Below are 21,462 nucleotides of genomic sequence, written 5' to 3'. Positions count from 1 at the left end.
AAAAAGTTCTTAGCCTTTTTGCTGTCTTAAGCAAAATTTGGTCATAAATCAAAACTGACGTGATATACTGAAAACATTATTAATTGTCAGTATGTTTTTCGCTTATGTCTCAAAGCTTACCTTCATTAGAACACCTAGAACTTATCGCTCCACTGTATCAAAAGTTTTCTCAGGAGCTTGCTAATAGTCAATATACAGGTGAAATAAATTGTCAATATAGTGCCCGTTTAGCGGTTGCTACAGACAACAGTATTTATCAACAATTACCGCAATTGGTTTTGCATCCTAGAAGCAAAAAAGACATACAATTGATCAGTCAATTGTCTTCGACTGAACAATATCAAAGCATAAAATTTAGTGCACGTGGCGGTGGTACTGGTACAAATGGTCAAAGTTTAACGCCAGGTATTGTCGTTGATTTATCAAAATATATGAACCGTATTTTAGAGATTAACACTGAAGAAAACTGGATACGTGTTGAAGCTGGTGTTATTAAAGATCAATTAAATGATTATTTACGCCCTCATGGCTTTTTCTTTTCTCCTGATTTATCAACCAGTAGCCGTGCAACCATTGGTGGGATGATCAATACAGATGCTTCAGGGCAAGGCTCTTTGGTCTACGGAAAAACTTCAAACCATGTGTTGGCGTTAGAGTCAGTTTTAGCGAATGGCGAGATGCTTTCAACATCACCAATGGCAATTGAGCTAGCAGAGGAACTTGCCAAAGAAAATAGCAGTTACGGCAATATTATCAAACAAGTACTTAACTCTTGCCGTGATAATCGCGACTTAATTTTAGAAAAATTTCCTCGTTTAAATCGATTTTTAACGGGTTATGATTTAGAGAACGTTTTTAATGATGACTTAAGCCAACTCGATGTTTCTCGTTTGATCACCGGTTCAGAAGGCTCATTAGCGTTTGTTTGTGAAGCAAAGCTTAATTTAACACCAATATTAAAAGCTAAAACACTGATCGTTATTAAATATGATAGTTTTGACTCGGCACTTCGTCATTCTCCAGCATTAGTTGAAGCTAAAGCGACATCTGTTGAAACTATTGACTCAAAGGTTTTAAACTTAGCGAAGCAAGACATTGTTTGGCATTCTGTGAGTGACCTAATTACCGACGTAGAAAATAAAGTGATGGACGGTATTAATATCGTTGAATACAACGGAACAAGTATCGAAGCTCTAGCAGAGCAAGTGGCGGAGTTAACCGCACGTTTAACGCAAGACATAAGCAACAATACGGGCGTTATTGGTTACCAAGTGACTACTGACTTAAGCAGTATCAATAAACTTTATGGCATGCGTAAAAAAGCAGTGGGTTTATTAGGTAATACGCCTGGTAGTCAAAAACCGTTAGCTTTTGCTGAAGATACTGCCGTTCCCCCTGAAAATTTAGCCGATTATATTGTTGAATTTCGAGCGTTACTCGATAGTTACGATTTACATTATGGTATGTTTGGTCATGTCGATGCTGGCGTTTTACATGTCCGCCCGGCGCTTGATATGTGCGATCCAGATCAAGAAAAATTATTGCGTGAAATTTCCGATAAAGTGGTTGCTTTAACCGCCAAGTATGGCGGCTTAATGTGGGGTGAGCACGGTAAAGGTTACCGCAGTGAATATAGCCCACAGTTTTTTGGTGAACATTTATTTAACGAATTAAGAAAAATAAAATCAGTATTCGATCCACTTAATAAAATGAATCCTGGCAAAATTTGTACGCCGCTTGAGTCGAATGAAAAGCTCGTTTCAGTTGACGATACCAAGCGAGGGTTTTATGACCGCCAAATTCCTATAACGGTTAAAGATTCATTTAGCTCAGCACTTGACTGTAACGGCAACGGTTTATGTTTTAATTATGATGTAGATAGCCCAATGTGCCCGTCAAGTAAAGTAACTCGTGACAGAAGACATTCTCCAAAAGGTAGAGCAGGTTTGATGCGTGAGTGGTTACGCCTTTTAGAAGCGAAGGGTGTAGACATATTGGCTTTAGAAGAAAATATTCAGCATTGGTCAGTAAAACGTTTACTCGATAAAATAAAGAATCGTTTTTCGTCTAATCAACAAGAAGATTTTTCTCATGAGGTGATGGAAGCCATGCAAGGTTGTTTAGCCTGTAAAGCGTGTGCAAGCCAATGTCCTGTAAAAGTTGATGTACCAGACTTTAGAGCCCGTTTTGTCAACCTATATCATTCAAGATACTTTCGTCCGTTAAAAGATCATCTTGTCGCTAATGTAGAAACGTTGACGCCATTGATGGCGAAAGCACCTAAATTAATTAATTCAGTGTTATCTCACCAATGGTACGACAAATTTTCACGTGCAACTATTGGGTATATTGATACCCCCATATTGTCTGTGCCCACCTTGGCAAAGCAAGTGAGCGACAAAAATTATAAAATTTTTGATCTCGCTTATTTAAAAAACCTAAACGCCGAGCAGCAAGCGAGTCATGTATTGATCGTGCAAGACCCTTTTACTTCTTTCTATGACGCAAATGTGGTTGAAGCTATGATGGCGTTAATCGAAAAATTAGGTTTTACACCGGTATTATTACCCTTTAAACCTAATGGTAAGCCACAGCATGTAAAAGGATTTCTAGCCAAGTTTGCAAAAACAGCTAAAAATACCGCTGAGTTTTTAAATGAACTACATCAATTAAATATTCCTATGGTAGGTTTAGATGCTTCATTAACACTTTGTTATCGCGATGAATACAAACAAACGCTTGGCGATAAACGAGGTGACTTTCATGTGTTGTTAGCCCATGAATGGTTATTAACAGTTATGGCACATCAAAATACTAAAACCGCGCTTTCATTATTAACTTATGAAAAGCAGGCTGTTCCTTATAAATTATTTGCGCATTGTACTGAGAAAACGGCATTAGCAGGTAGTGAAGGGCAATGGCGTGAGATATTCAAGTTATTTGGTTTACCACTTGAAAATGTTTCTGTTGGTTGTTGTGGTATGGCCGGTACTTATGGTCACGAGCAAGTAAACTTTGAAAATTCAAAAATGCTTTTTGAAATGAGTTGGCAAAATAAATTAGCTACATTAGAGGCTAAACAAGTCTTAGTTACCGGCTACTCTTGTAGAAGCCAAACAAAGCGTTTAGGTAACATGCAGACTCGCCATCCTGTGGAAGCGTTATTATCAGCTTTTGACTAAATATTTTCATGAACTAAAGTTTTAATAAATATTGTCGATACAGTTTTTAATAAACATTGTAATTTTTTTAACTTGCTATATTGAATAGCCAAAATGTGAGCGGCTTTATGTCTATATCAATAAATAATACTGAAAGTTTTCAGGCCAATATAACCACTGGGCACGCGTTGTTAACGGCTAAGCTAGCACAGGGGCAGCAAGAGCTTGAGGGGAAAATGGCGTTAACACTTCTTACTTCCGCTGGAGGGGGCAATTCAGCCGCTTTACCTGCGGTTGGTGTTAGTGGGCATAATGTTAATATTAAGGTTTAATATTTAAATATTGAGCTTAAATACATCGTGCTGGCTTGGGTAAGCCAGCATACTTTGTTGCTTGTTTTGCTGGACCTTCCTTGAATAATCGATATAAATACCGACTACTGGCTTTTTCTTCACCAAACTCAGCTTTCATCGCCTTCGTCAATGCTCTGATCGCAGGAGATGTGTTGTAGGTTAGATAAAACGCCCTAACGAAGCGTATAACTTCCCAATGCTGTTCCGTTAATAACAGTTCGTCTTTATCTGCAATTAACTGCGCTAAATCACTGTGCCATTCTTTAAAATTAATTAAATAGCCTTGTTTGTCGGTAGCTATTTCTTGTGCATTAAAGCGTAAGCTCATTGCCAAGTTACCGATTTTTCTGTTTCACAAATAAGGGTCATTAAAGCTTCTAGTGATAACGTATTAATTATGTTTTTATCAATAGCTATTGCTCTTGCTTGAGCATGTGCCTCAACAATATAAAGTGCTGATAGGGTGACTTTATTTAAAGCTTTTTGCCATAAATCATGACTAATATTGTAGCAACCATCATCGAGTAAAACGAGGGTGTCACTTGTTTGTATTACGTTAAGGCATTGCTGGAAATCATTCGCTTGAAAAGCGGAAGTGCGCACTAAATGAAGCATACTCATTGTCGGTTAAAACCTTAATATTGTTTGATGTTGATGTAATGATGTTGAAAAATCATCACGGTTGAGTACTTGTACATTTTCAATAGAAAAATGGTTCGTTAAACCACGTTCAATCATTGAATGATGACAGACATAAATATTTTCAATGTCGTAAAACTCTAAAGCCGCAAACGTTTTTAAGAAGTCTTTTTGTTCAACCTTCTCAGGCTGTTGCCCCGCGACTAATTGATAAACGCCTTCACCAAGAAAATACAAACTAACGGCTTGTTCATAAGAGCCAAAAATAAGTGCAATATCGAGAGCATCTTTAGCATTGGCTTTTGACAATGGTGCGCTGGCATTAATTATAGCAACGGATTTTTCAGGTTGGGTCATCATAAATTCCTTACAGTTGAATTAAACGATCAGCGTTTACATTCAATTCTACTAACTCACCTAAGCCTGACAAGGTAAATGCTTGATGAATATGAGTCGCTTGGTTATCACTAATATCGTCAATTAACCCACGTTTATCTGCTGCCGTAGCACATAAATGTAAAGCAAGGTTATGGTCGTTGTGAAGCTGTTGCCATTGCTGATGTGCTTGGTATTCGTCATTAGGTAGGGCAAGGTGTAGGCTACCATTTAAAACACCGTCTTGATAAAAAAATACTCCAACAACTTCAATACCACTTTTTAAGGCAGCGGTAACCATATTAATAGCGGTAGCGGTTAAATTACTGTTGGGAGGAGTGGTGATAACAAAAGCGATACTTTTCACAAGATGTCCTAGATGTTCAAAAACAAATAACTATAAAAAAACCTCGGTGATCATAAGACCAGCGAGGTTTAATATTATAAGCAATAATCAGCTTATATTCTATGACCTTGAGACATTAATCGTCGCTGCCCAAAATACCTAACATGCTTAGCAAGTGAACGAAAATGTTGTAAACACTTAAATAAAGTGAAATCGTTGCACGAATGTAATTGGTTTCACCACCGCGGATAATACGGCTGGTATCAAATAAAATTAAACCTGACATGATCATAATAACTGCAGAACTAATTGCTAACGAAAGCGCAGGTATTTGGAAAAACATATTCGCTATCATGGCAATAACTGCAACGATTAAACCAACCATTAAAAAACCACCCATAAACGAGAAGTCTTTTTTACTGGTTAATGCGTAACCTGATAAGGCGAAAAATATTAATGCTGTTCCACCTAGTGCTTGCATTATCATTGATGGGCCGCCTGGCATTGAAGCATAGTGGCTAAGCATTGGTCCTAAAGAGGCGCCCATTAATCCGGTGAAAGCAAATATCCAAAAAATACCACTCGCTGAATCAGCTTTTTTGTTTACGACAAACATCAAACCAAAAGCAACTAAGGTCATTATAAGCGCTGCACCACGTGGTAGGTTCATTGCCATAGAAATAGCGGCAGTAACGGCACTAAATGCTAGAGTCATTGACAACAACATGTAAGTGTTTTTAAGTACCTTGTTAATTTCGATAGCTGAACTTTTGCTACCCTGTAAACTAGTATTTGATTGCATAAAACTTCCTCTGATAACTTTGGTTATACTTTTTAGATAAGGCCGTATAAGTAGAATTCAAGAGTATTCTTAAAATTTACTTCGACATCTTGACATATTATGGCATGGTGTTTTTTAAATTACTATTATTTAGTTGCTTAAATCTGTTGATATTCATTAATAATTTGTGAGCGTTTGTAACAGTCAATATTGTGGTCATTAACCATACCGCATGCCTGCATATGTGCATAGCAAATGGTAGGACCTACAAATTTAAAACCACGCTGTTTTAAATCTTTACACCAAGCATCTGATTCTGGAGATGTAGCAGGGCTGTTGTCACCGCTATTCCATGAATTTACAATGGTTTTGTTATTAACGAATTGCCACATATAGGCGCTAAAACTACCAAACTCCTTTTGAATATCAATAAAGCATTGTGCGTTATTAATGGCAGCGTTAATTTTGGCTCGATGCCGAATGATACTAACGTCTTGTAAAAGTACTTCAACTTTATTCTGATCATAAGTAGCCACAATATTTATATCAAAATTATCAAATGCTGCCCGATATCCATCACGACGTTTTAATATGGTATACCAACTTAAACCCGCTTGAGCAGACTCCAAACATAGATACTCAAAGAGTTTTTGATCATCATAAAGAGGAACCCCCCATTCTTCATCATGATATTTTACATAATCAGGTTTTGAGATATTAAGCCAAGAACAGCGACAAATTTTCAGGGCAGAGTTTTCATTATTCATATACAACCTTAAATGTTGTTTAAATAGCTAGCAATGTGTTGTTTTTTTTAGCAAACGGTCAGCTTTTGAAAATAAATGCTTTACAAGTGTTTTTCGACACTTTAATATTCGCCTCGTCTTCAAGCAAGCAATTGTTTTAAGACATTCAGGTGAGATGGCTGAGTGGTCGAAAGCACTGGTCTTGAAAACCAGCAAGGGTTTATAGCCCTTCTAGAGTTCAAATCTCTATCTCACCGCCAAACATAGAAAACCCGTTAATCGAAAGATTAGCGGGTTTTTGCATTTTGAACTGAAAACATTCACGTTAACGATAAACAAGGGTTTATAGCACTAAACCTTCGAGTAGAGTTCAAACTCACTCTCACCGCCACATTAAAGAATCAGTAAATCGAGAGATTAGCTGACTCTTACTTTCTGAATATCTAAAAAAGGTGTTTTTGACTAACTCAGTGAACAGCTAGTATAATAAAGTGTTGATTATAATGGTTATTCATAGGCTTTACCATGTTGTACCATCTACTGGTAGTAGTGATGTACCACTCCAATAGGGTTTAAACTTCTTTATGAAAATGAGCCCGAGTTAATGAGTTTATTTAAGCTCATTGGCTTTTCGGTATTTACCTTGATAGTCAAAAAGTCTATTTTTAATGCGCCAGTAGAATTTCTGTTTTCTTGCAATGACAAAATCAGGACACGGCAATATGTTAGCTAACTTTAATGCTTGTTCAAGGTTAGTCACTTCATACGACCCAGTAGAGCCCAGTTGAACACTGATTTTAGCGCTAAGGCGTTTAGAAAAGATATCATTGAACGCTTTAAGTTGATTTGGCTTAGCGAAGTCAAAAGATTCATTGAGTTCAGCGCCTTCCTCATCATGGTAAGTGATTTTTAACTTATCAGCGCCCTTATCACTAACTTTTGTTAAATTAAGACCTGCGCAGCGAATAATTTTTGAATCTTTAAGTTGCAGTGCCTTTTTTAACATATCATCGGGGTCGACTAAGATCTCAAGGCACTGTAAACAGTTACGAGCAGCTATGTCATTTTCACCACCGCAGTGAGGGCATTCTTTAAAGACAAAACGATAGTCACATTGACTCTCGGTAGTTTGCTCTTCATTTGGATCATCGATGAGGGCTTTGCATCGTCGCCCGTAGTGTTCCACTAAATAACCATCATCATCACAAATGCCCCAAAATATATTGGGAAATTCACAACTTGGGCAAACAACTTGAACGGGCTGACTTTTACCATTCGGCTTTTTCTCACCGACTTCGGGATGATAGAGGTCATAATCATTGCCCGTATAGTCAATCACCAAGCAATCTTTTTTGTTATCACTCAAACGCAGACCACGACCGATGATTTGCTGATAGAGACTAACCGATTGTGTTGGACGTAATATTGCAATCATATCGACATGGGGAGCATCAAAACCAGTGGTTAATACTGAAACATTAACCAAATATTTAATTTCTTTACGTTTGAATGCCTTAATTAACTTATCGCGCTCAGTGTTGTCGGTAGCCCCGGTAATTAACGCACTCAATTGGGTGGGTAAATAACTAAAGACTTCCTTAGCATGTTCAACTGTAGCGGCAAATACCATAATACCTTGACGTTTATGGCTTAACTCAATGACCTGTTCCATAATGCCTTGAGTCACTCGGGGATTTTTGTTTAGTAGGTGATTAATATCCGTAGGACTATAGTCGCCAGAGGCGTTTGCTCGCAGGTTACTAAAATCATAGTGTTCTATGGTGGCATCTACTAAATTGGGCTGGGTTAAGTACTGGCGTTTAATTAAGTAACTTAGCGGTAGCTCATAAATACAGTGTTCAAAAGGCCGTTTTTCTTCACTTCGCATAAAACCACGGTAATGCTTTTTATAAATCCAGCCCATGCCCAAACGATAGGGGGTTGCGGTTAAACCCAATAATTTTACCTTGGGGTTAACTTGCATCAATTTCTCAATGATCTGTTGATACTGGTTACTTTTAGCTTCGTCTTTAGCTTTATCATTAGACTGTTCATTAGACATATCAGCGCTGGCTAAGTTAACTCTGTGACATTCGTCAATAATAATTAAAGAGTAGGGCTCATAGAAGTCATCTAGATTACGGGCTGCCGATTGTATGCTGGCGAACGTGACTTGGTGCTGCGTTTCTTTCAGTTTTAATCCAGCAGAATAAATACCGGCGGTAACACCATAGCTTTCATATTTTTGATGATTTTGCTCGACCAATTCTTTCACATGGGTGAGCACCAGTATTTTTCGCTTTGCCAAGCGAGCGAGTTCGGCAATTACCAGACTTTTACCTGAGCCTGTAGGTAAAACAATCACCGCAGACTCATTGGTTTTTCGAAAGTGTTTGAGCACCGCAGAAACGGCTTCTTGTTGATAATCTCTAAGTTGAAAAACTTCCACGCAGTAATGCTGCCTTATAGGGAACGTAAAACCGCCATAATAGCAACATAGCGGATAAGTCCAAAATTTAAAGCCAACTTTAAGCCTTCATTAATTTGCGCAGGCTAATCTAGAGAGTAGGGTTTAAAAAGAGAATAGTATACTGCGCACAACTGGAAATATCACTAAGGCAATTGAGCCTTAATAAGATGTTTTCTACAAAAAAGTAATATAAAGCAGTAATGGTAGGCTGTTATCCAATCTTCTTTACAGTCCACTCTCAATCATTAGGAAGTTCTTCATAACAATCAAACCGGCTATTTATCTGTATGCTCATCTGGGGAGTCAAGGATGTTAAGGCTCACTTTCGAGGTATGGACTGGAGGACGAAGAGAATTTGATTTTAATTTATTTAAAGTAATGCGTTCCCTTGGGGATAAAGAACTAAAAGTGATACAAGATCTTTGGGGTTGCTAAATAAAAACTAAGTACTCTAATACTCCTGCAAGATCAGTATTAATGCTGTCTTTTAGTTTCTGACTTTCGCAATTAGTTAACCTGTTTTGGATTAAATCCATTTTTAAGTAGTTCAAAGTCTTTATACTCAATGCATGCATGTTGCCAACTAAAGAGAATGAAAATAGATTGCTTAAATCAGAATGTAAAAAGTAATTTCAACGGTAATGCAAACTCATATTGGACCAACGGATCATTAAAAACAGCCTACATGTAATGCAAATTAATTGAGAAATATCTTATTCATCTGTAATAAAAATAAGTGGCGTAGCCCTACCTGAGAAAAATATTTAAAAATCATGCTGAGCTCAATGTGAGATCAGCAGGTACTAGCTCAAGCACAAAAAAAGCGGTAAATGTAAAAGATATTCTATCGGCTGAGACTGTGTTTGTGATGGAAGAGAAGCATAAAAGTTGGCTTAAAGCTGAGTTCACCGATTACTTAAATTTAAAGATATTTAAGTATTAGATATCCCTGATGAATATCAATCTATGGATGAAGAGTTAATTGGTATTTTAGAACAGTCCGTTAGTTCATATTTAGGGATATCTAGACCAATTATTAATAAGTAAATGTATGTGGAACTTCACAAATCATGATAATTCTTGCGTAAAAGTTGTGAGAAAATTATGAAAGATCTAATACGTCGCTAAAAAATAGTGTCAACTAAGTGCACATTCAAGACATGAAGCCCCCTGAATAACAAGGTCAATTTTCTGATCATACAGCTAACATCAATTTATTAGTTCTCTCTCGTTATGTGATAGTTCTTTAATATAACTGACGCTGACATCATCGACACCAATCGTCGCATTTGGGAAACTGCATGAGTGTAGCCATCTTCATTTAATAATAATTCGAAGGAAAAGTGCTGCTGTATTATGTTTTTGTCCTCATTATTCTCTGTCCAAAATACACCAGATAATACAACCTTTGAAGCTGTGCTGGGATGAAAATAATCAATTCTCACCATTAACTTATCATTACTTTTTTTGTTCGACTTTACTTCGTCAGTAACAAATTGAATACGGTTATTATTTAAGTTTAAATCATTAATTAACGCTTTGGTAAAACCAGCTTGCAGCGGCTCTGCCCACACATCAAAACGAGCATAATGTAATTGATGTCTATTTAGCTGCATGACTAATTGTGGTTGGTCTAGATAAGCCGGAAGTTCTAGCACTTCTACCACTACTGTTTTGTTAATATTTACCGAATTTTTAGCTAAGTGTTGGCTATTAAGTAGGTAGTAATTTGTTTCCAAGGGAATTTCTGAATTTGAGCTACAACTACTTAGAAAAAAAACTAAGGTTGATAAAGCTAGTGTTAAAAAGTGCCTGATAAAAATGGGGGGGGGTGTTTTCATTGAGTTCATCCTGCCTTCTTATTAGGTGTATATTTTTTAGGTTCAATCGCATCAACTTTACCTGATTCAAATATTAAGCCGTTAGGTTGGTGTTTTAATTGATTAAGAAGTGGCTGTAATTCATTCATAACCTTAGTTAATGCCGATAATGTTTGACGAAGGTCTTCATACCCTTTAGAACCAGCAGAGAGATCTTTACTTAATTTTGTGTAGCTTTGCAGGGTAGTTATCAATTCCTGAGTCAATTGTTGCTGATTCACACCATCAAGTACGCCTGATAAATTATCACTAACACTTTGAAATGACTTTGCTGTTTGGGTGAATTCAGTAATAAGTTCGTTGGTATTACCAGAAATTTTATCTAATGGTAGCGCATTAAGATTATCGATGAACTGGCTTGCCTTCGCGGTAATTTGTGAAAACTCATCATCAACACTAGGGATGATCGTATATTCACCATATTGGCTATTTTCAAAATCAGTTCTTTGTGTATTTTTTTCCTCTTTATTCAAATCAGGATAATGCTGAAAATCAATAAACAAACTACCTGTCAATAAACTACCCGTTTTTAAACTCGCTCTTAAACCGTCTTTAATCCATAACTGATGTTGCTGTTTCATAAGGCTTACACCCATTTCATTATCGGGTAAGCCAACTCTTCCAGGTTGTAAACTTATCAAAATGGGTATTTTTATGTCGTCCTGAAAAACTTGAGGTCTATCGCTATTTCTTTGTGCTAATAGGTTAATAGATTTAACATGCCCTATTAATACTCCTCTATATTCAACTGGGGCGCCAACATTCAAACCGCGTATGGTATTACTGACCAAAACAATGTATTCAACAGAGTATTTATAACGTTCATCGTCCGCTGCCTTATAATTGGCATAGATATCAAAGTATGATCGCTCGGTAATTTCTTCGCCCTTTACCATGCCTTTGGGCACATCGAAAGTAACCCCGTTAGTTAACATGGTTTCTATGTTACCGGTTTGTATTGATAAACCATCGGCCGTTAAGTCCATCCGTAAACCACTAACATCCCAAAACTTAGTGTTGGTAGTGACTAATTGATGATACGGCGCTTTAATAAAAGCATTGTAATAAACTACACGTTCTTCAAGGTTGAAGTGAATGTGCTCAAACTGACCAACCGTTAAGCCTTTATATATGATTGGGTCACCTTTTGAATAAGCAAACTGATCGTTACTGTTTAACGTTAAATGTAAACCAGGTGTTCCGGGAGGAGTTACCGGTGGATCTTTTAGCGCAATAAACTCTGATGTTAACTCATCGACTTCGTCTGCATAAATAGAAGACGGAGAAAATTCAATATACACGCCTGATATTAAGGTACTTAAACCAGAAATTCCGGTATGTGAAATTTCTGGTGACACTAGCCAAAAATTACTGTTTTGATTAAGTAATTTTTCTGCATTTTTTGTCATTCTTGCCGTTACAATAACGCCATCTGCATTTTCGTTAAGTACGATATTAGATACTTCACCAATGTCGACATTATAGGTTTTTATTTTAGTCTTACCTATCTCCATACCTTCAGCAGAATCGAACGCGATGGTGATTATTGGACCTTCATTACTCCACTGATAATAAACCATCCAAGCGCCAATTAACAAAGCAACAAAGGGTACAAACCAAATCATAGATATCGACTTTAATTGTTCAATATTTGCGGGGCTTATTTCAGTCTCTTTATTAGATATATCGGTATATTCGTTATTGGTCATTATACTCTTCACTATATAAATTGTTTTTTGTTTGCCAAATGAATTGTGGTTCAAAACTCATCGCCGCCAGCATAGTCGTGATCACTACACCAGAAAAAGCTAATGCTGCTCCACCTGGATAAATACTCATAGTATTGCCTAGTTGAATAAGTGTCACCAGAATGATCACCACATAAACATCAACCATAGACCATCGACCGACAAACTCAGCTAACCGATAAAGTTTCACGCGCTCTTTAGAGAAACGACTGTGTTGGTGCTGAACACTATAATTCAACCATGCCAAAACTAACATTTTGGCCATGGGTACTGCGACACTCGCGACAAAAATAACAGCAGCAATTGGATAAGATCCCATTTCCCATAATAAAATAACGCCTCCTAAGATAGTACTCGGTTCATCTTGCCCTAAAAAACGAGTATTCATGATGGGTAAAATATTAGCGGGAATATAAAATACGATAGATGTTATCAGTAAGGCCCAGGTTTTTTGAACACTTATTCTCTTTTTTAACACTAGGCTCAAATGATTTCGTGGCGTTATTTCTTTGATTTTTGTAGGTTCTATCTGTTTTTTTTGACTCGCTTGATTTGATTTACAATAGTTTAACAGTTGTTGCAACTGATGTTTATCCATATGCAACACAGCAGCTGTCATCGCTAAGGAAAATAAAATGTAAGCAAAAAATGATGGACCAAGACTAATGTCAGCCAATGAAATAATTTTAATTAAACTCACTAAAACGCCAACAACAAATATCTCTACCATGCTCCAAGGTAATAATTTATAGGTGAGTTTTAAAAGGTAATGACCACCTCGAGGGTAAATTCCTTTTCGCAGCGCAATGGTGAGGTAAATCAATGAAAACAATATCAGTGCCGGTATTACAAATATTGTCAGTACTTCAAGTACTGCTAAAACGTGATAATTATTGTTGTTCAAAATAGTTAAACTTGCCAGAATATCAATTTTTCGTTCAATTCCATTGGACTTAAATGCTAAAAATTCAAAAGGTAATGATAATAACAAGAAAAATAGGGCAGTGATAGAATACGCCAGTATTCTATCAAGGGCATTATGATGTTTTGCAGATAATAAAAAACCACAGCGTGGACAAAGTGCTTTTTGTCGTTCCATCAATAGGGAAATATTGACAGATAAAGCGCACTCATGACATTCTATAATGCTACTAGATTGGTCGTCCAAAGGGTACTCACTAGTTATATACGAATGTAAACTATACGAAATAAGATTTTAGATAGATAGTATTAGTTATTATAATAGTCTCTCTAATTTCTTGCGGAATTGACTTGGCGTATCACCATAATGGTCTTTGAAGGCATGTGAAAGTGTGCGAGCGTCAGAAAATCCTATGACATCAGCAATTCCTTCAAGTGATAAATTTGAATGCTTTAATAATTGATAAGCTTTTGCCATACGCCAACGGCTTATATAAACCATTGGCGATAGACCTATGGCAGCTTTGAATTTACGCTGTAAGGTGGCACGAGACATACCGACAACATCACTAATAATATCTAGCGTCCATTGCCTTTGAGGGTGCTGATGAATAAGCTGTAATATTTTATTCAAACGAGGCTCTTTAAGCGCTGAGAAGAAACCCGATAGGTGCTCATTTTTCTCCATAAAGCTGTTCAATAACTGAATAAATAATACTTCAGTTAAACGGTCGATAATACTGTTTTTCTTATTATTTGTTCTGATTATTTCCGCGTCAATTAATTTTACTGTCATCCAAATATTATCATTTGATTGAATATTGGAAAGTTGAATTATGGAGGGTAAGGCGCTGAGAATAGGGTGTTCAATAGCTTCATCGTATTCCACTATTCCACACATAATCTTATTGGTGATTTTACCTTGTTGAAAAAGTGGCATACCTAAAGAGCAGGCGTCGCCCGCTTGTTCACTAGGCACCAGTTCGCTTTCAATTTCATCTGCTATCCAATGCATATCTCCGCCTGGGATCATGACGATATCCATTGGCTCTACGGTAATCTTGCTAGCTCCTGCCCCAACATAAAAGTGTCCTTGTAATGCAATATGAAATCTTGGCATTACAATTGATGATAATGACATTCCCCATGGCGCAGCAAGGTTCGAATGAAAGAATATACTGCCACGAAAACGAAGTGTATTAATAACATCATCAAGCACATTAAATTCTGATGTTGTACATTTGAGTTGATGAGCGACATTTTTGAGCATTTCAGATACCAAAGGTTAATAGTAATGACTGCTATAGTGACGTTACACGAAATTCAGCAGAGTATATTATGAAAGCGAATAAAGTATTAGTAGCAGCATCCTTCCTGTTTGTGCAAGTCATTTTTTCAGGATTTACTTATGCAAATGAAGCATTTGTAATAAAAAACGGTGAGCTAGAACGTCCTACGGGCTATCGAGAATGGATCTACGTTGGTACTCCTGTTACACCCAACGATATGAATGACGGCAAAGCGGCATTTCCTGAACTTCATAACGTTTATATTGATCCTAAGAGCTGGAAACACTGGAAAAACAAAGGTGAATTTCGTGAGGGTACTATCATTATTAAAGAGCTAGTTTCTGTTGGCTCTAAATCAGCTGTTAGCGGTAATGGCTATTTTATGGGCGACTTTATCGGTCTTGAAGCGACCATTAAAAGTAAAAAACATTTTAAAGATGAACCGGGTAACTGGGCTTATTTTAGTTTCTCAAGTGCAGATCATAAAACGCTATCAAAAACAGCAAAAGCATTCCCCTCAAAGTCTTGCAATTCATGTCATGCAGGTGCTGCAGCTGATGATTTTGTTTTTACGCAATATTACCCAGTATTAAGTCAGGGTAAAGGGATGAAAATGAAAGCGGGTGGTGGATACTTCGACAGTCTTAAGCCAATTAAATAAAAATAACTTACCAAGCCGTTTTTCCTTTGATTATCTATTAAAGTCAAATGATAACCCTTTTCACTTTTCACTTTTCACTTTTCACTTTTCTAGTTTTATCAGTAACGCTTGTAGGAGAAAAATATGCTTAAATTTTCAACCAATACCTTAAATCGATTAAAAATTATGGTAATCATGCTCTTTTTACTCCCATTCCATACCATGGCTAAAAAAGCTGAAATATCATCAGGAACAGCCGTGGATAATGCATATGCAGCTAAAATGTGGCAATACATGGTTAAAAATAAACTGGTAGGTGATGGGCGTACACGCAGTTATCCTTTTGTAGGAAACCGACCCCATGGCAGTATTCAAGAAGTTATTTCAACTAACGCTGAAATAGAAGGGCAAAAAGGAAAATTGATTGTTAAGCATAATTATGGTGTTAAAGAAGAACTTACACCACATAAAGTCTACAGCGATGATCAAGCCGATAATTATGTCGCGCTTACGATTATGTTTCAACGTGAGAAAGGCTATGACTCAACTAATGGTGATTGGTTTTGGGCTGAGTATTATGCTGATGGTAGAATCATTAACTATCAAGGCGTAGATCTATCAGGCCGTTCAGAGATGTGTCTAGGTTGTCATACCGCACTTGGAGGTAAAGATAGAGAAGTGTTAAACGGTAGCTCTAAATAAATATTTATCAACTAAATATGGGTGTACCATACTATGGTAAGGATATTACACTGGAGTATTGTCTTTAGTATTGTCGTAGCCTATTTAACGGCTTATTATCGATATTGGTATATTACACAAACTGAAGGTGCGAATTGGACCTTACTCGTTGTTCATATTAACTTTGGTCTATTAGTCTTAATATTGATACTTAGCTTCATTATGTTCGTTTCACGTTACTGTTTATCTAAAATGGGTGCTAAGACTTTATCACCCAATAAAGTATAGCTAAATTCATCAGTAAAAATAATGCTTTATACTTTGTATTTTATGTTTTTTTCACTACCCGTCAGTGCCTTAATAGGCACTGACTTTGATATTCCTATAGCAGGTGTTATAAGCCTACCTGGTTTTTTAGGTTTGAATTTTTTCAACAACTATTACAACAAAATTTTGAGCTGTTAATGATCACCTTTATAAAGCCTTTTGCCAATTATCATCGATATGTAACTTCATATATGATACTGCCAATATTATTGATTGGTTATGTCGGTGCAAAAATAATGCATCATAAAATAAAATAAGGTAATGAGTACCGTTAAACCATACAGTGAATTTCTATAGTGTCACAATGAAAGGTGACAAAACGCCGAGGACAGAAAGTTATGACAACCTATCAAAAATCCACCGATGCAATTTCAGCACTAACCAAAGAACAATATCGTGTAACACAAGAAAGTGGCACAGAGCGAGCGGGTAGCGGAGAGCATCTTAATAATACTCTGCTGGGCATTTATGTCGATATTGTTTCAGGTGAACCATTATTTGCTTCATCGGATAAATATGAATCTGGTTGCGGTTGGCCAAGTTTTACCAAACCGATAGAAACTAAAAATGTTAAAGAAATTAATGATAATAGCCACGGCATGAATCGAACTGAAGTTCGCTCGGGCCATGGGGACAGTCACTTAGGGCATGTATTTAACGATGGACCAACAAGTAAAGGTGGGTTACGTTACTGTATTAATTCAGCATCACTTCGTTTTATTCATCGTGATGAGATGGTCACTAATGGTTATGGTGAATACGTTAATCAAGTGGAGAATGTATAAATATGACAATTGAACGCGCTATTTTAGCTGGCGGTTGCTTCTGGGGTATGCAAGATCTTATACGCAAACTTCCCGGAGTTACATCAACCCGAGTGGGGTATACCGGTGGAGACGTTATCAACGCAACTTATCGTAATCATGGCAGTCATGCAGAAGGCATAGAGATATCATTCAATACTGATGTTGTCAATTACCGCAGTATCCTTGAATTGTTCTTTCAGATCCATGATCCAACAACAAAGCACCAACAAGGAAATGATCAAGGCTCTTCATATCGTTCAGCGATTTATTACTGTACAACTGAGCAAAATTATGTGGCGATACAAACGATCATCGATGTGAATGCATCAGGTTTATGGCCTGGGACTGTAGTGACTGAATTAGCACCTGCAGGTGATTTTTGGGAAGCAGAAATAGAACATCAAGATTATCTACAAAGAATACCGAATGGTTATACTTGCCACTTTCCCCGAAGTGACTGGGTATTACCTTTAGCAAAATGAGCCAATAAAAGTAACTTCAATAATGAGTATATATAACACCAATCTTACTGAAAACTTCAGTAAGATTGGTTTAGGTGGTGGTTGCCATTGGTGTACCGAAGGCGTTTTCGAATCACTTATCGGTATTATATCGGTGAGTCAAGGGTGGATTGCGTCAATCGATAATCATGCTGAATTATCTGAAGCTATTGAAGTATGTTTTGATCAATCTATGATTTCTTTGCAGACATTGATTGAGATTCATGCACATACCCATGCCTCGACAGCTAACCACTCTATGCGTAAAAAATACCGATCGGCTATATATACCTATAACGATGCGCAAAACCAAGAAGCTAACAGTGTTTTAGATGCTTTACAAAGTGATTTTGATAAACCAATTATAACGCAGGTACTGCCATTTGATTCATTTAAGGCGAATAAGGATGAATTACAGAATTATTTATATAATTCACCTAACAAACCATTTTGTAAAACTTATATCCATCCAAAATTGAGACTGCTATTAACACATTTTAAGCATCAGGTTAATGATGAAAAGATTGCATTATGTATACCAAATAATGACTAATTAATAAATTAAAAATTAAGTAGATAGTTAAAATTTTTGTTCATTTAATCACAGAACTCAAAATAATTAATACAGAGTAAATAGGAATAATATTACAGAGACTACCCCTGCAGTATAAGAGAACACTTGATTGTTTTTAGCAATGACAAACAAGCTTTTGATTGACTTAAAGCAGTAAAACTACTTTTTATCCATGATGTTGAAACATATGACTTAATTGGATAATAATTTTTATGAATAGTCTTTTTTATTAAGATTTATCAAGTGTAGTAGCACTTGCTTTAACTACAATAATTAAATTTAAGGAAAACTTATGAATGAAGTAGAAAACACAGATCACAAAGTCCTTTTGCTTACCGGTTACGTAGGACTAATTGCTTCATTTTTAGTGGGGTGTGGTGAGTTTTTATTACATTTCGATCCCTTAGCCCGATTTTCAGAAAATGGTTATGACTTTATGTTGGCAGCCCCAGAGGCTCAACAAACCATAGGGCATTTTATCGGTGTACTATCTGCACCGTTTTACATTATTGGATGCTGGCATATATATTTGATGCTCAAACCAGCAAATAGCAAGTTTGCATTACTCCTCTTTTTTGTTGGCTCCTTCGGCTTTATCATTGGTGGCGATTGGATAAGTTCACGTGCATCAATCGGCGCTATAGTCCATACACAAAGTTTAGGCGTGGATTTGAATTCACTCATCGCACTTTATGATGTTAGATATGAGACTTTACTGTCGGTGATACGTATAACAACACTCATATTATCGGCAGGGTTCGTCTATTTAGCGCTTACCGGGCGTTCGAATTATCAGAAATGGCAAGCGGTATTTAACCCGATTATATTATTAATCGGTTGCTTTGTCGTCTACCTCATTAACAAGGATATTGGTAAATACATTATGCCTATCGCCTTGAACGTAGCATTTTTTATCTTTTTTGCTATGTCCATCATTCAAGCAAAAAAAATAACATTAACTTCTAAGGTCTAACTGAGAATACTATGAAAAAACTACTTTTGATTCCTATTATATTCATCATGATCTTATTCACGGTGATCAGTGTTCGATTCACTATGGATAGACAGATAGATTACGACGTCGCACTTGGTGATACGATTATTCCAACCTTTAAAGAAATTCCGTTAAGTTTTGAGCATAAAATTGATCAATCAAAATCGCTTCCATTTACGGCGAGTGCCATTATTGATATCGATAATGATGGTACTGAAGAGCTATTTATAGGCGGTGGGCCAAATCAACAAGATGCCATTTTTAAATTTGTTAAAAATGAATTTATTGAACTAGATAAAAGCATCTTAGAAAAAACAGAATTATCTGAAGCAACGTTCGGTTCTTCAGTAATTGATGTAGACGGTAACGGTTTTTCAGATTTAATCATTTCTCGGACTTCGGGTGTTTGGTTGTATTTAAATAATGGAGGTCGTTTTACCGGTCAGAAACTAGATTTACCTATTACAGCTGACACATCTCCTTTATCTGTGGCAATCAGTGATATAAATAGAGACGGACACTTTGATATGTATGTAGCTGGATACATAAAAAAGGAACTTGCCCAAGGGCAAAATATATTTAATAAAGAAGGCTATGGCGGCTCTAGTCTAATGCTGTTAAATAATGGCGATAACACTTTTACCGACATCACCGACTCTTCCGGTCTTGCTTACAAGCACAACACATTTATGGGAATATTTGTTGATGTAGACAACGATAACTTAGAAGACTTGGTTGTAGCTCATGACACGGGGCAAGTAAGAACATGGAAAAACTTAGGTAACAACAAATTTTCAAATATGCCTAATCCAAATACAAAACAATCGAGCTACCCAATGGGAATTGCCGTAACCGATTATGCGAATGACGGTACTGTAGATTTCTTTTTTTCCAATGTTGGTTCTACACCGCCATCCTTTATCGTAACGGGAGATTTAAGAGAAGACCAAGTCTTTAATCCTAAATGGATAATGTTTAAAAACAACGGTGATTTTAAATTTGAAGATGTTGCAGAACAAGTAAAACTGGCAGATTATGAATTTTCGTGGGGCGCAATATTCGAAGACTTTAACCTTGATGGATTAGATGATCTTGTTGTTTCGGAAAACTACATTGGTTTTCCTCCGCATAAATTACCCTTTTTAAGACTTAATGGCCGGTTTCTTTTGCAAACAGAACAAGGTGAATTTGCTGCGATGGGTGAGCAAAGTGGTGTTATTAACCGCGGTTATGGCATAACGCCTCTTACCGCTGATTTTAACAATGATGGTTCACCTGATGTTGTGCACATCAATATTGCTGGTAAATCTAAGGTCTTTATTAGCCAAAATAGGCAGAATAATTATTTGAAAGTTAAGCTCGATGATACTATTTCTTCAATTGCGGCAAAAATTACAGTGACCAGAAGTGATGGCTCTATAATTTATCGAGACTTCATTTCAGGTGAAGGCCTTAATTCAGATCAATCACATGTACAAATTATTGGCTTATCTCAGTTTAGCGCTAATAAAGTTACGGTTGAATACATCGATGGTACTACGGTTGAAAAGATCGGTGAATTTTCCAATGAAATGATTCGCTTTTAATGAAGTATTGGCAGCTCTCTGTTAAAACACTATTGCTGCTATGCCTTGCATTCGGTAGCTGGGGTGCGTTTTTAGTATCCTATGCTACATTTTCAGGTAGAGATCCGTGCCCAGAAATATTTACTGTACATGTTTGTTACCTAGTATTTTCAGGATACTTATCCATGCTCTTTACGCAGGTATTTCCCGCAGGGAGCAATAGAAATAAAATTTTTACTATTGCGTGGATTTTAGTCTTTGGATTTGCCATTTTTGGTGTTGTGGCTGAATTACTGGTGGGAGATATATGCCCTAAAAATAACGTAGGCATGCCTCTTTGTTATATCTCGTTATTATTAGCATTGTGTGTAATGACACTTTTTCAATTATTGATAAAACTAGAACGCAACAATGCAAATATCAGTTGAATGTCTAGTAAATTTTCCAAGTAACTACATTTTTTCATTAGGTAATTTAGGGCTAATAAGAAGATGATGTTTAAAATAACTATAGTTTTGGACTTTTTGACGTTATAGAAATATGATATTGAATTTACTCTGCCACCTAGGGTAATTACTCCATAGAACCTTCGTTCATGTTAGCGAGAGTTGGCGCTGTCACTATTGCCCTAGTTTTGCCATTGCCGACAGAGTTGCTTTACTGGTG

22 protein-coding genes and 1 tRNA gene are annotated in these 21,462 nt (G+C 36.7%); 12 read left to right on the top strand and 11 right to left on the bottom strand.

All coding sequences use genetic code 11. The features are described 5' to 3' along the window. Positions 1-104: 104 nt before the first annotated feature. Complete coding sequence (locus H4J73_RS02920) at positions 105-3,182, top strand: FAD-binding and (Fe-S)-binding domain-containing protein (RefSeq protein ID WP_182181094.1); 3,078 nt, start codon at positions 105-107, stop codon at positions 3,180-3,182. Positions 3,183-3,289: 107 nt separating this feature from the next. Then, complete coding sequence (locus H4J73_RS02915; protein ID WP_182181093.1) at positions 3,290-3,493, top strand: cytoplasmic protein; 204 nt, start codon at positions 3,290-3,292, stop codon at positions 3,491-3,493. A gap of 16 nt (positions 3,494-3,509) precedes the next feature. Here H4J73_RS02915 and H4J73_RS02910 read toward each other — a convergent pair whose 3' ends face one another. From H4J73_RS02910 to H4J73_RS02885, 6 genes are all read right to left on the bottom strand, one after another. Then, entirely contained in the window at positions 3,510-3,842 is a 333-nt protein-coding gene (locus tag H4J73_RS02910) for a TusE/DsrC/DsvC family sulfur relay protein (protein WP_182181092.1), read from the bottom strand. Next, positions 3,839-4,135: a sulfurtransferase complex subunit TusB gene (tusB, locus tag H4J73_RS02905; protein WP_182181091.1), complete on the bottom strand. Its 297-nt coding sequence runs from the start codon at positions 4,133-4,135 to the stop codon at positions 3,839-3,841. The genes H4J73_RS02910 and tusB overlap by 4 nt, the downstream gene beginning before the upstream one ends. A 6-nt stretch (positions 4,136-4,141) precedes the next feature. After that, complete coding sequence (gene tusC / locus H4J73_RS02900; RefSeq protein WP_182181090.1) at positions 4,142-4,513, bottom strand: sulfurtransferase complex subunit TusC; 372 nt, start codon at positions 4,511-4,513, stop codon at positions 4,142-4,144. A 7-nt stretch (positions 4,514-4,520) separates the two neighbouring features. Then, entirely contained in the window at positions 4,521-4,895 is a 375-nt protein-coding gene (gene tusD / locus H4J73_RS02895) for a sulfurtransferase complex subunit TusD (protein WP_182181089.1), read from the bottom strand. 115 nt (positions 4,896-5,010) lie between these two features. Next, on the bottom strand, positions 5,011-5,676 hold the full coding sequence (locus tag H4J73_RS02890; protein WP_182181088.1) for a Bax inhibitor-1/YccA family protein: 666 nt from the start codon (positions 5,674-5,676) through the stop codon (positions 5,011-5,013). Positions 5,677-5,813: 137 nt separating this feature from the next. Further along, entirely contained in the window at positions 5,814-6,422 is a 609-nt protein-coding gene (locus H4J73_RS02885; RefSeq protein ID WP_182181087.1) for a DNA-3-methyladenine glycosylase I, read from the bottom strand. A 148-nt stretch (positions 6,423-6,570) separates the two neighbouring features. Here H4J73_RS02885 and H4J73_RS02880 point away from each other — a divergent pair. Beyond that, positions 6,571-6,661 (top strand) — tRNA-Ser (locus tag H4J73_RS02880). 350 nt (positions 6,662-7,011) lie between these two features. On the opposite strand, the gene H4J73_RS02875 is transcribed toward H4J73_RS02880, so the two are convergent. From H4J73_RS02875 to H4J73_RS02855, 5 genes are all read right to left on the bottom strand, one after another. Continuing rightward, entirely contained in the window at positions 7,012-8,850 is a 1,839-nt protein-coding gene (locus H4J73_RS02875; protein WP_182181086.1) for a DEAD/DEAH box helicase, read from the bottom strand. Between the two features lie 1,238 nt (positions 8,851-10,088). Next, a complete protein-coding gene (locus tag H4J73_RS02870) occupies positions 10,089-10,712 on the bottom strand; it encodes a membrane integrity-associated transporter subunit PqiC (RefSeq protein WP_182181085.1) in 624 nt (207 codons plus the stop codon). 5 nt (positions 10,713-10,717) lie between these two features. Beyond that, the gene (gene pqiB / locus H4J73_RS02865; RefSeq protein WP_182181084.1) at positions 10,718-12,460 is read right to left on the bottom strand and encodes an intermembrane transport protein PqiB; all 1,743 of its coding nucleotides are present in this window, start codon (positions 12,458-12,460) and stop codon (positions 10,718-10,720) included. Beyond that, complete coding sequence (locus H4J73_RS02860) at positions 12,450-13,667, bottom strand: paraquat-inducible protein A (protein WP_182181083.1); 1,218 nt, start codon at positions 13,665-13,667, stop codon at positions 12,450-12,452. Before H4J73_RS02860 ends, pqiB begins: the two co-directional genes overlap by 11 nt. Before the next feature lie 69 nt (positions 13,668-13,736). Further along, on the bottom strand, positions 13,737-14,690 hold the full coding sequence (locus tag H4J73_RS02855) for an AraC family transcriptional regulator (protein ID WP_182223701.1): 954 nt from the start codon (positions 14,688-14,690) through the stop codon (positions 13,737-13,739). Between the two features lie 68 nt (positions 14,691-14,758). On the opposite strand from H4J73_RS02855, the gene H4J73_RS02850 reads away from it, so the two are divergent. From H4J73_RS02850 to H4J73_RS02810, 9 genes are all read left to right on the top strand, one after another. Beyond that, on the top strand, positions 14,759-15,370 hold the full coding sequence (locus H4J73_RS02850) for a cytochrome P460 family protein (RefSeq protein ID WP_182181081.1): 612 nt from the start codon (positions 14,759-14,761) through the stop codon (positions 15,368-15,370). 123 nt (positions 15,371-15,493) lie between these two features. Then, positions 15,494-16,051, top strand: a complete 558-nt coding sequence (locus tag H4J73_RS02845; RefSeq protein ID WP_182181080.1) for a hypothetical protein — start codon at positions 15,494-15,496, stop codon at positions 16,049-16,051. Positions 16,052-16,084: 33 nt separating this feature from the next. Next, a complete protein-coding gene (locus H4J73_RS02840) occupies positions 16,085-16,318 on the top strand; it encodes a hypothetical protein (RefSeq protein ID WP_182181079.1) in 234 nt (77 codons plus the stop codon). A 377-nt stretch (positions 16,319-16,695) separates the two neighbouring features. Next, a complete protein-coding gene (gene msrB, locus H4J73_RS02835; RefSeq protein WP_182181078.1) occupies positions 16,696-17,142 on the top strand; it encodes a peptide-methionine (R)-S-oxide reductase MsrB in 447 nt (148 codons plus the stop codon). Between the two features lie 2 nt (positions 17,143-17,144). Beyond that, on the top strand, positions 17,145-17,645 hold the full coding sequence (gene msrA / locus H4J73_RS02830) for a peptide-methionine (S)-S-oxide reductase MsrA (protein WP_182181077.1): 501 nt from the start codon (positions 17,145-17,147) through the stop codon (positions 17,643-17,645). Positions 17,646-17,667: 22 nt separating this feature from the next. Further along, a complete protein-coding gene (locus H4J73_RS02825) occupies positions 17,668-18,216 on the top strand; it encodes a peptide-methionine (S)-S-oxide reductase (protein ID WP_182181076.1) in 549 nt (182 codons plus the stop codon). A 313-nt stretch (positions 18,217-18,529) separates the two neighbouring features. Next, the gene (locus H4J73_RS02820) at positions 18,530-19,210 is read left to right on the top strand and encodes a DUF6796 family protein (protein WP_182181075.1); all 681 of its coding nucleotides are present in this window, start codon (positions 18,530-18,532) and stop codon (positions 19,208-19,210) included. 11 nt (positions 19,211-19,221) lie between these two features. Next, positions 19,222-20,817 carry a VCBS repeat-containing protein gene (locus H4J73_RS02815; RefSeq protein ID WP_182181074.1) on the top strand — a complete coding sequence of 532 codons (1,596 nt, stop codon included), beginning with the start codon at positions 19,222-19,224 and terminating at the stop codon, positions 20,815-20,817. Next, a complete protein-coding gene (locus H4J73_RS02810) occupies positions 20,817-21,224 on the top strand; it encodes a hypothetical protein (protein ID WP_182181073.1) in 408 nt (135 codons plus the stop codon). Before H4J73_RS02815 ends, H4J73_RS02810 begins: the two co-directional genes overlap by 1 nt. Positions 21,225-21,462: the final 238 nt, after the last annotated feature.

The organism is Colwellia sp. MB3u-41, from assembly GCF_014076845.1.
Lineage (GTDB): Bacteria > Pseudomonadota > Gammaproteobacteria > Enterobacterales > Alteromonadaceae > Colwellia_A.
Note: the sequence above shows the minus strand (reverse complement) of the source record. Positions and strands in the feature narration are given on the sequence as shown.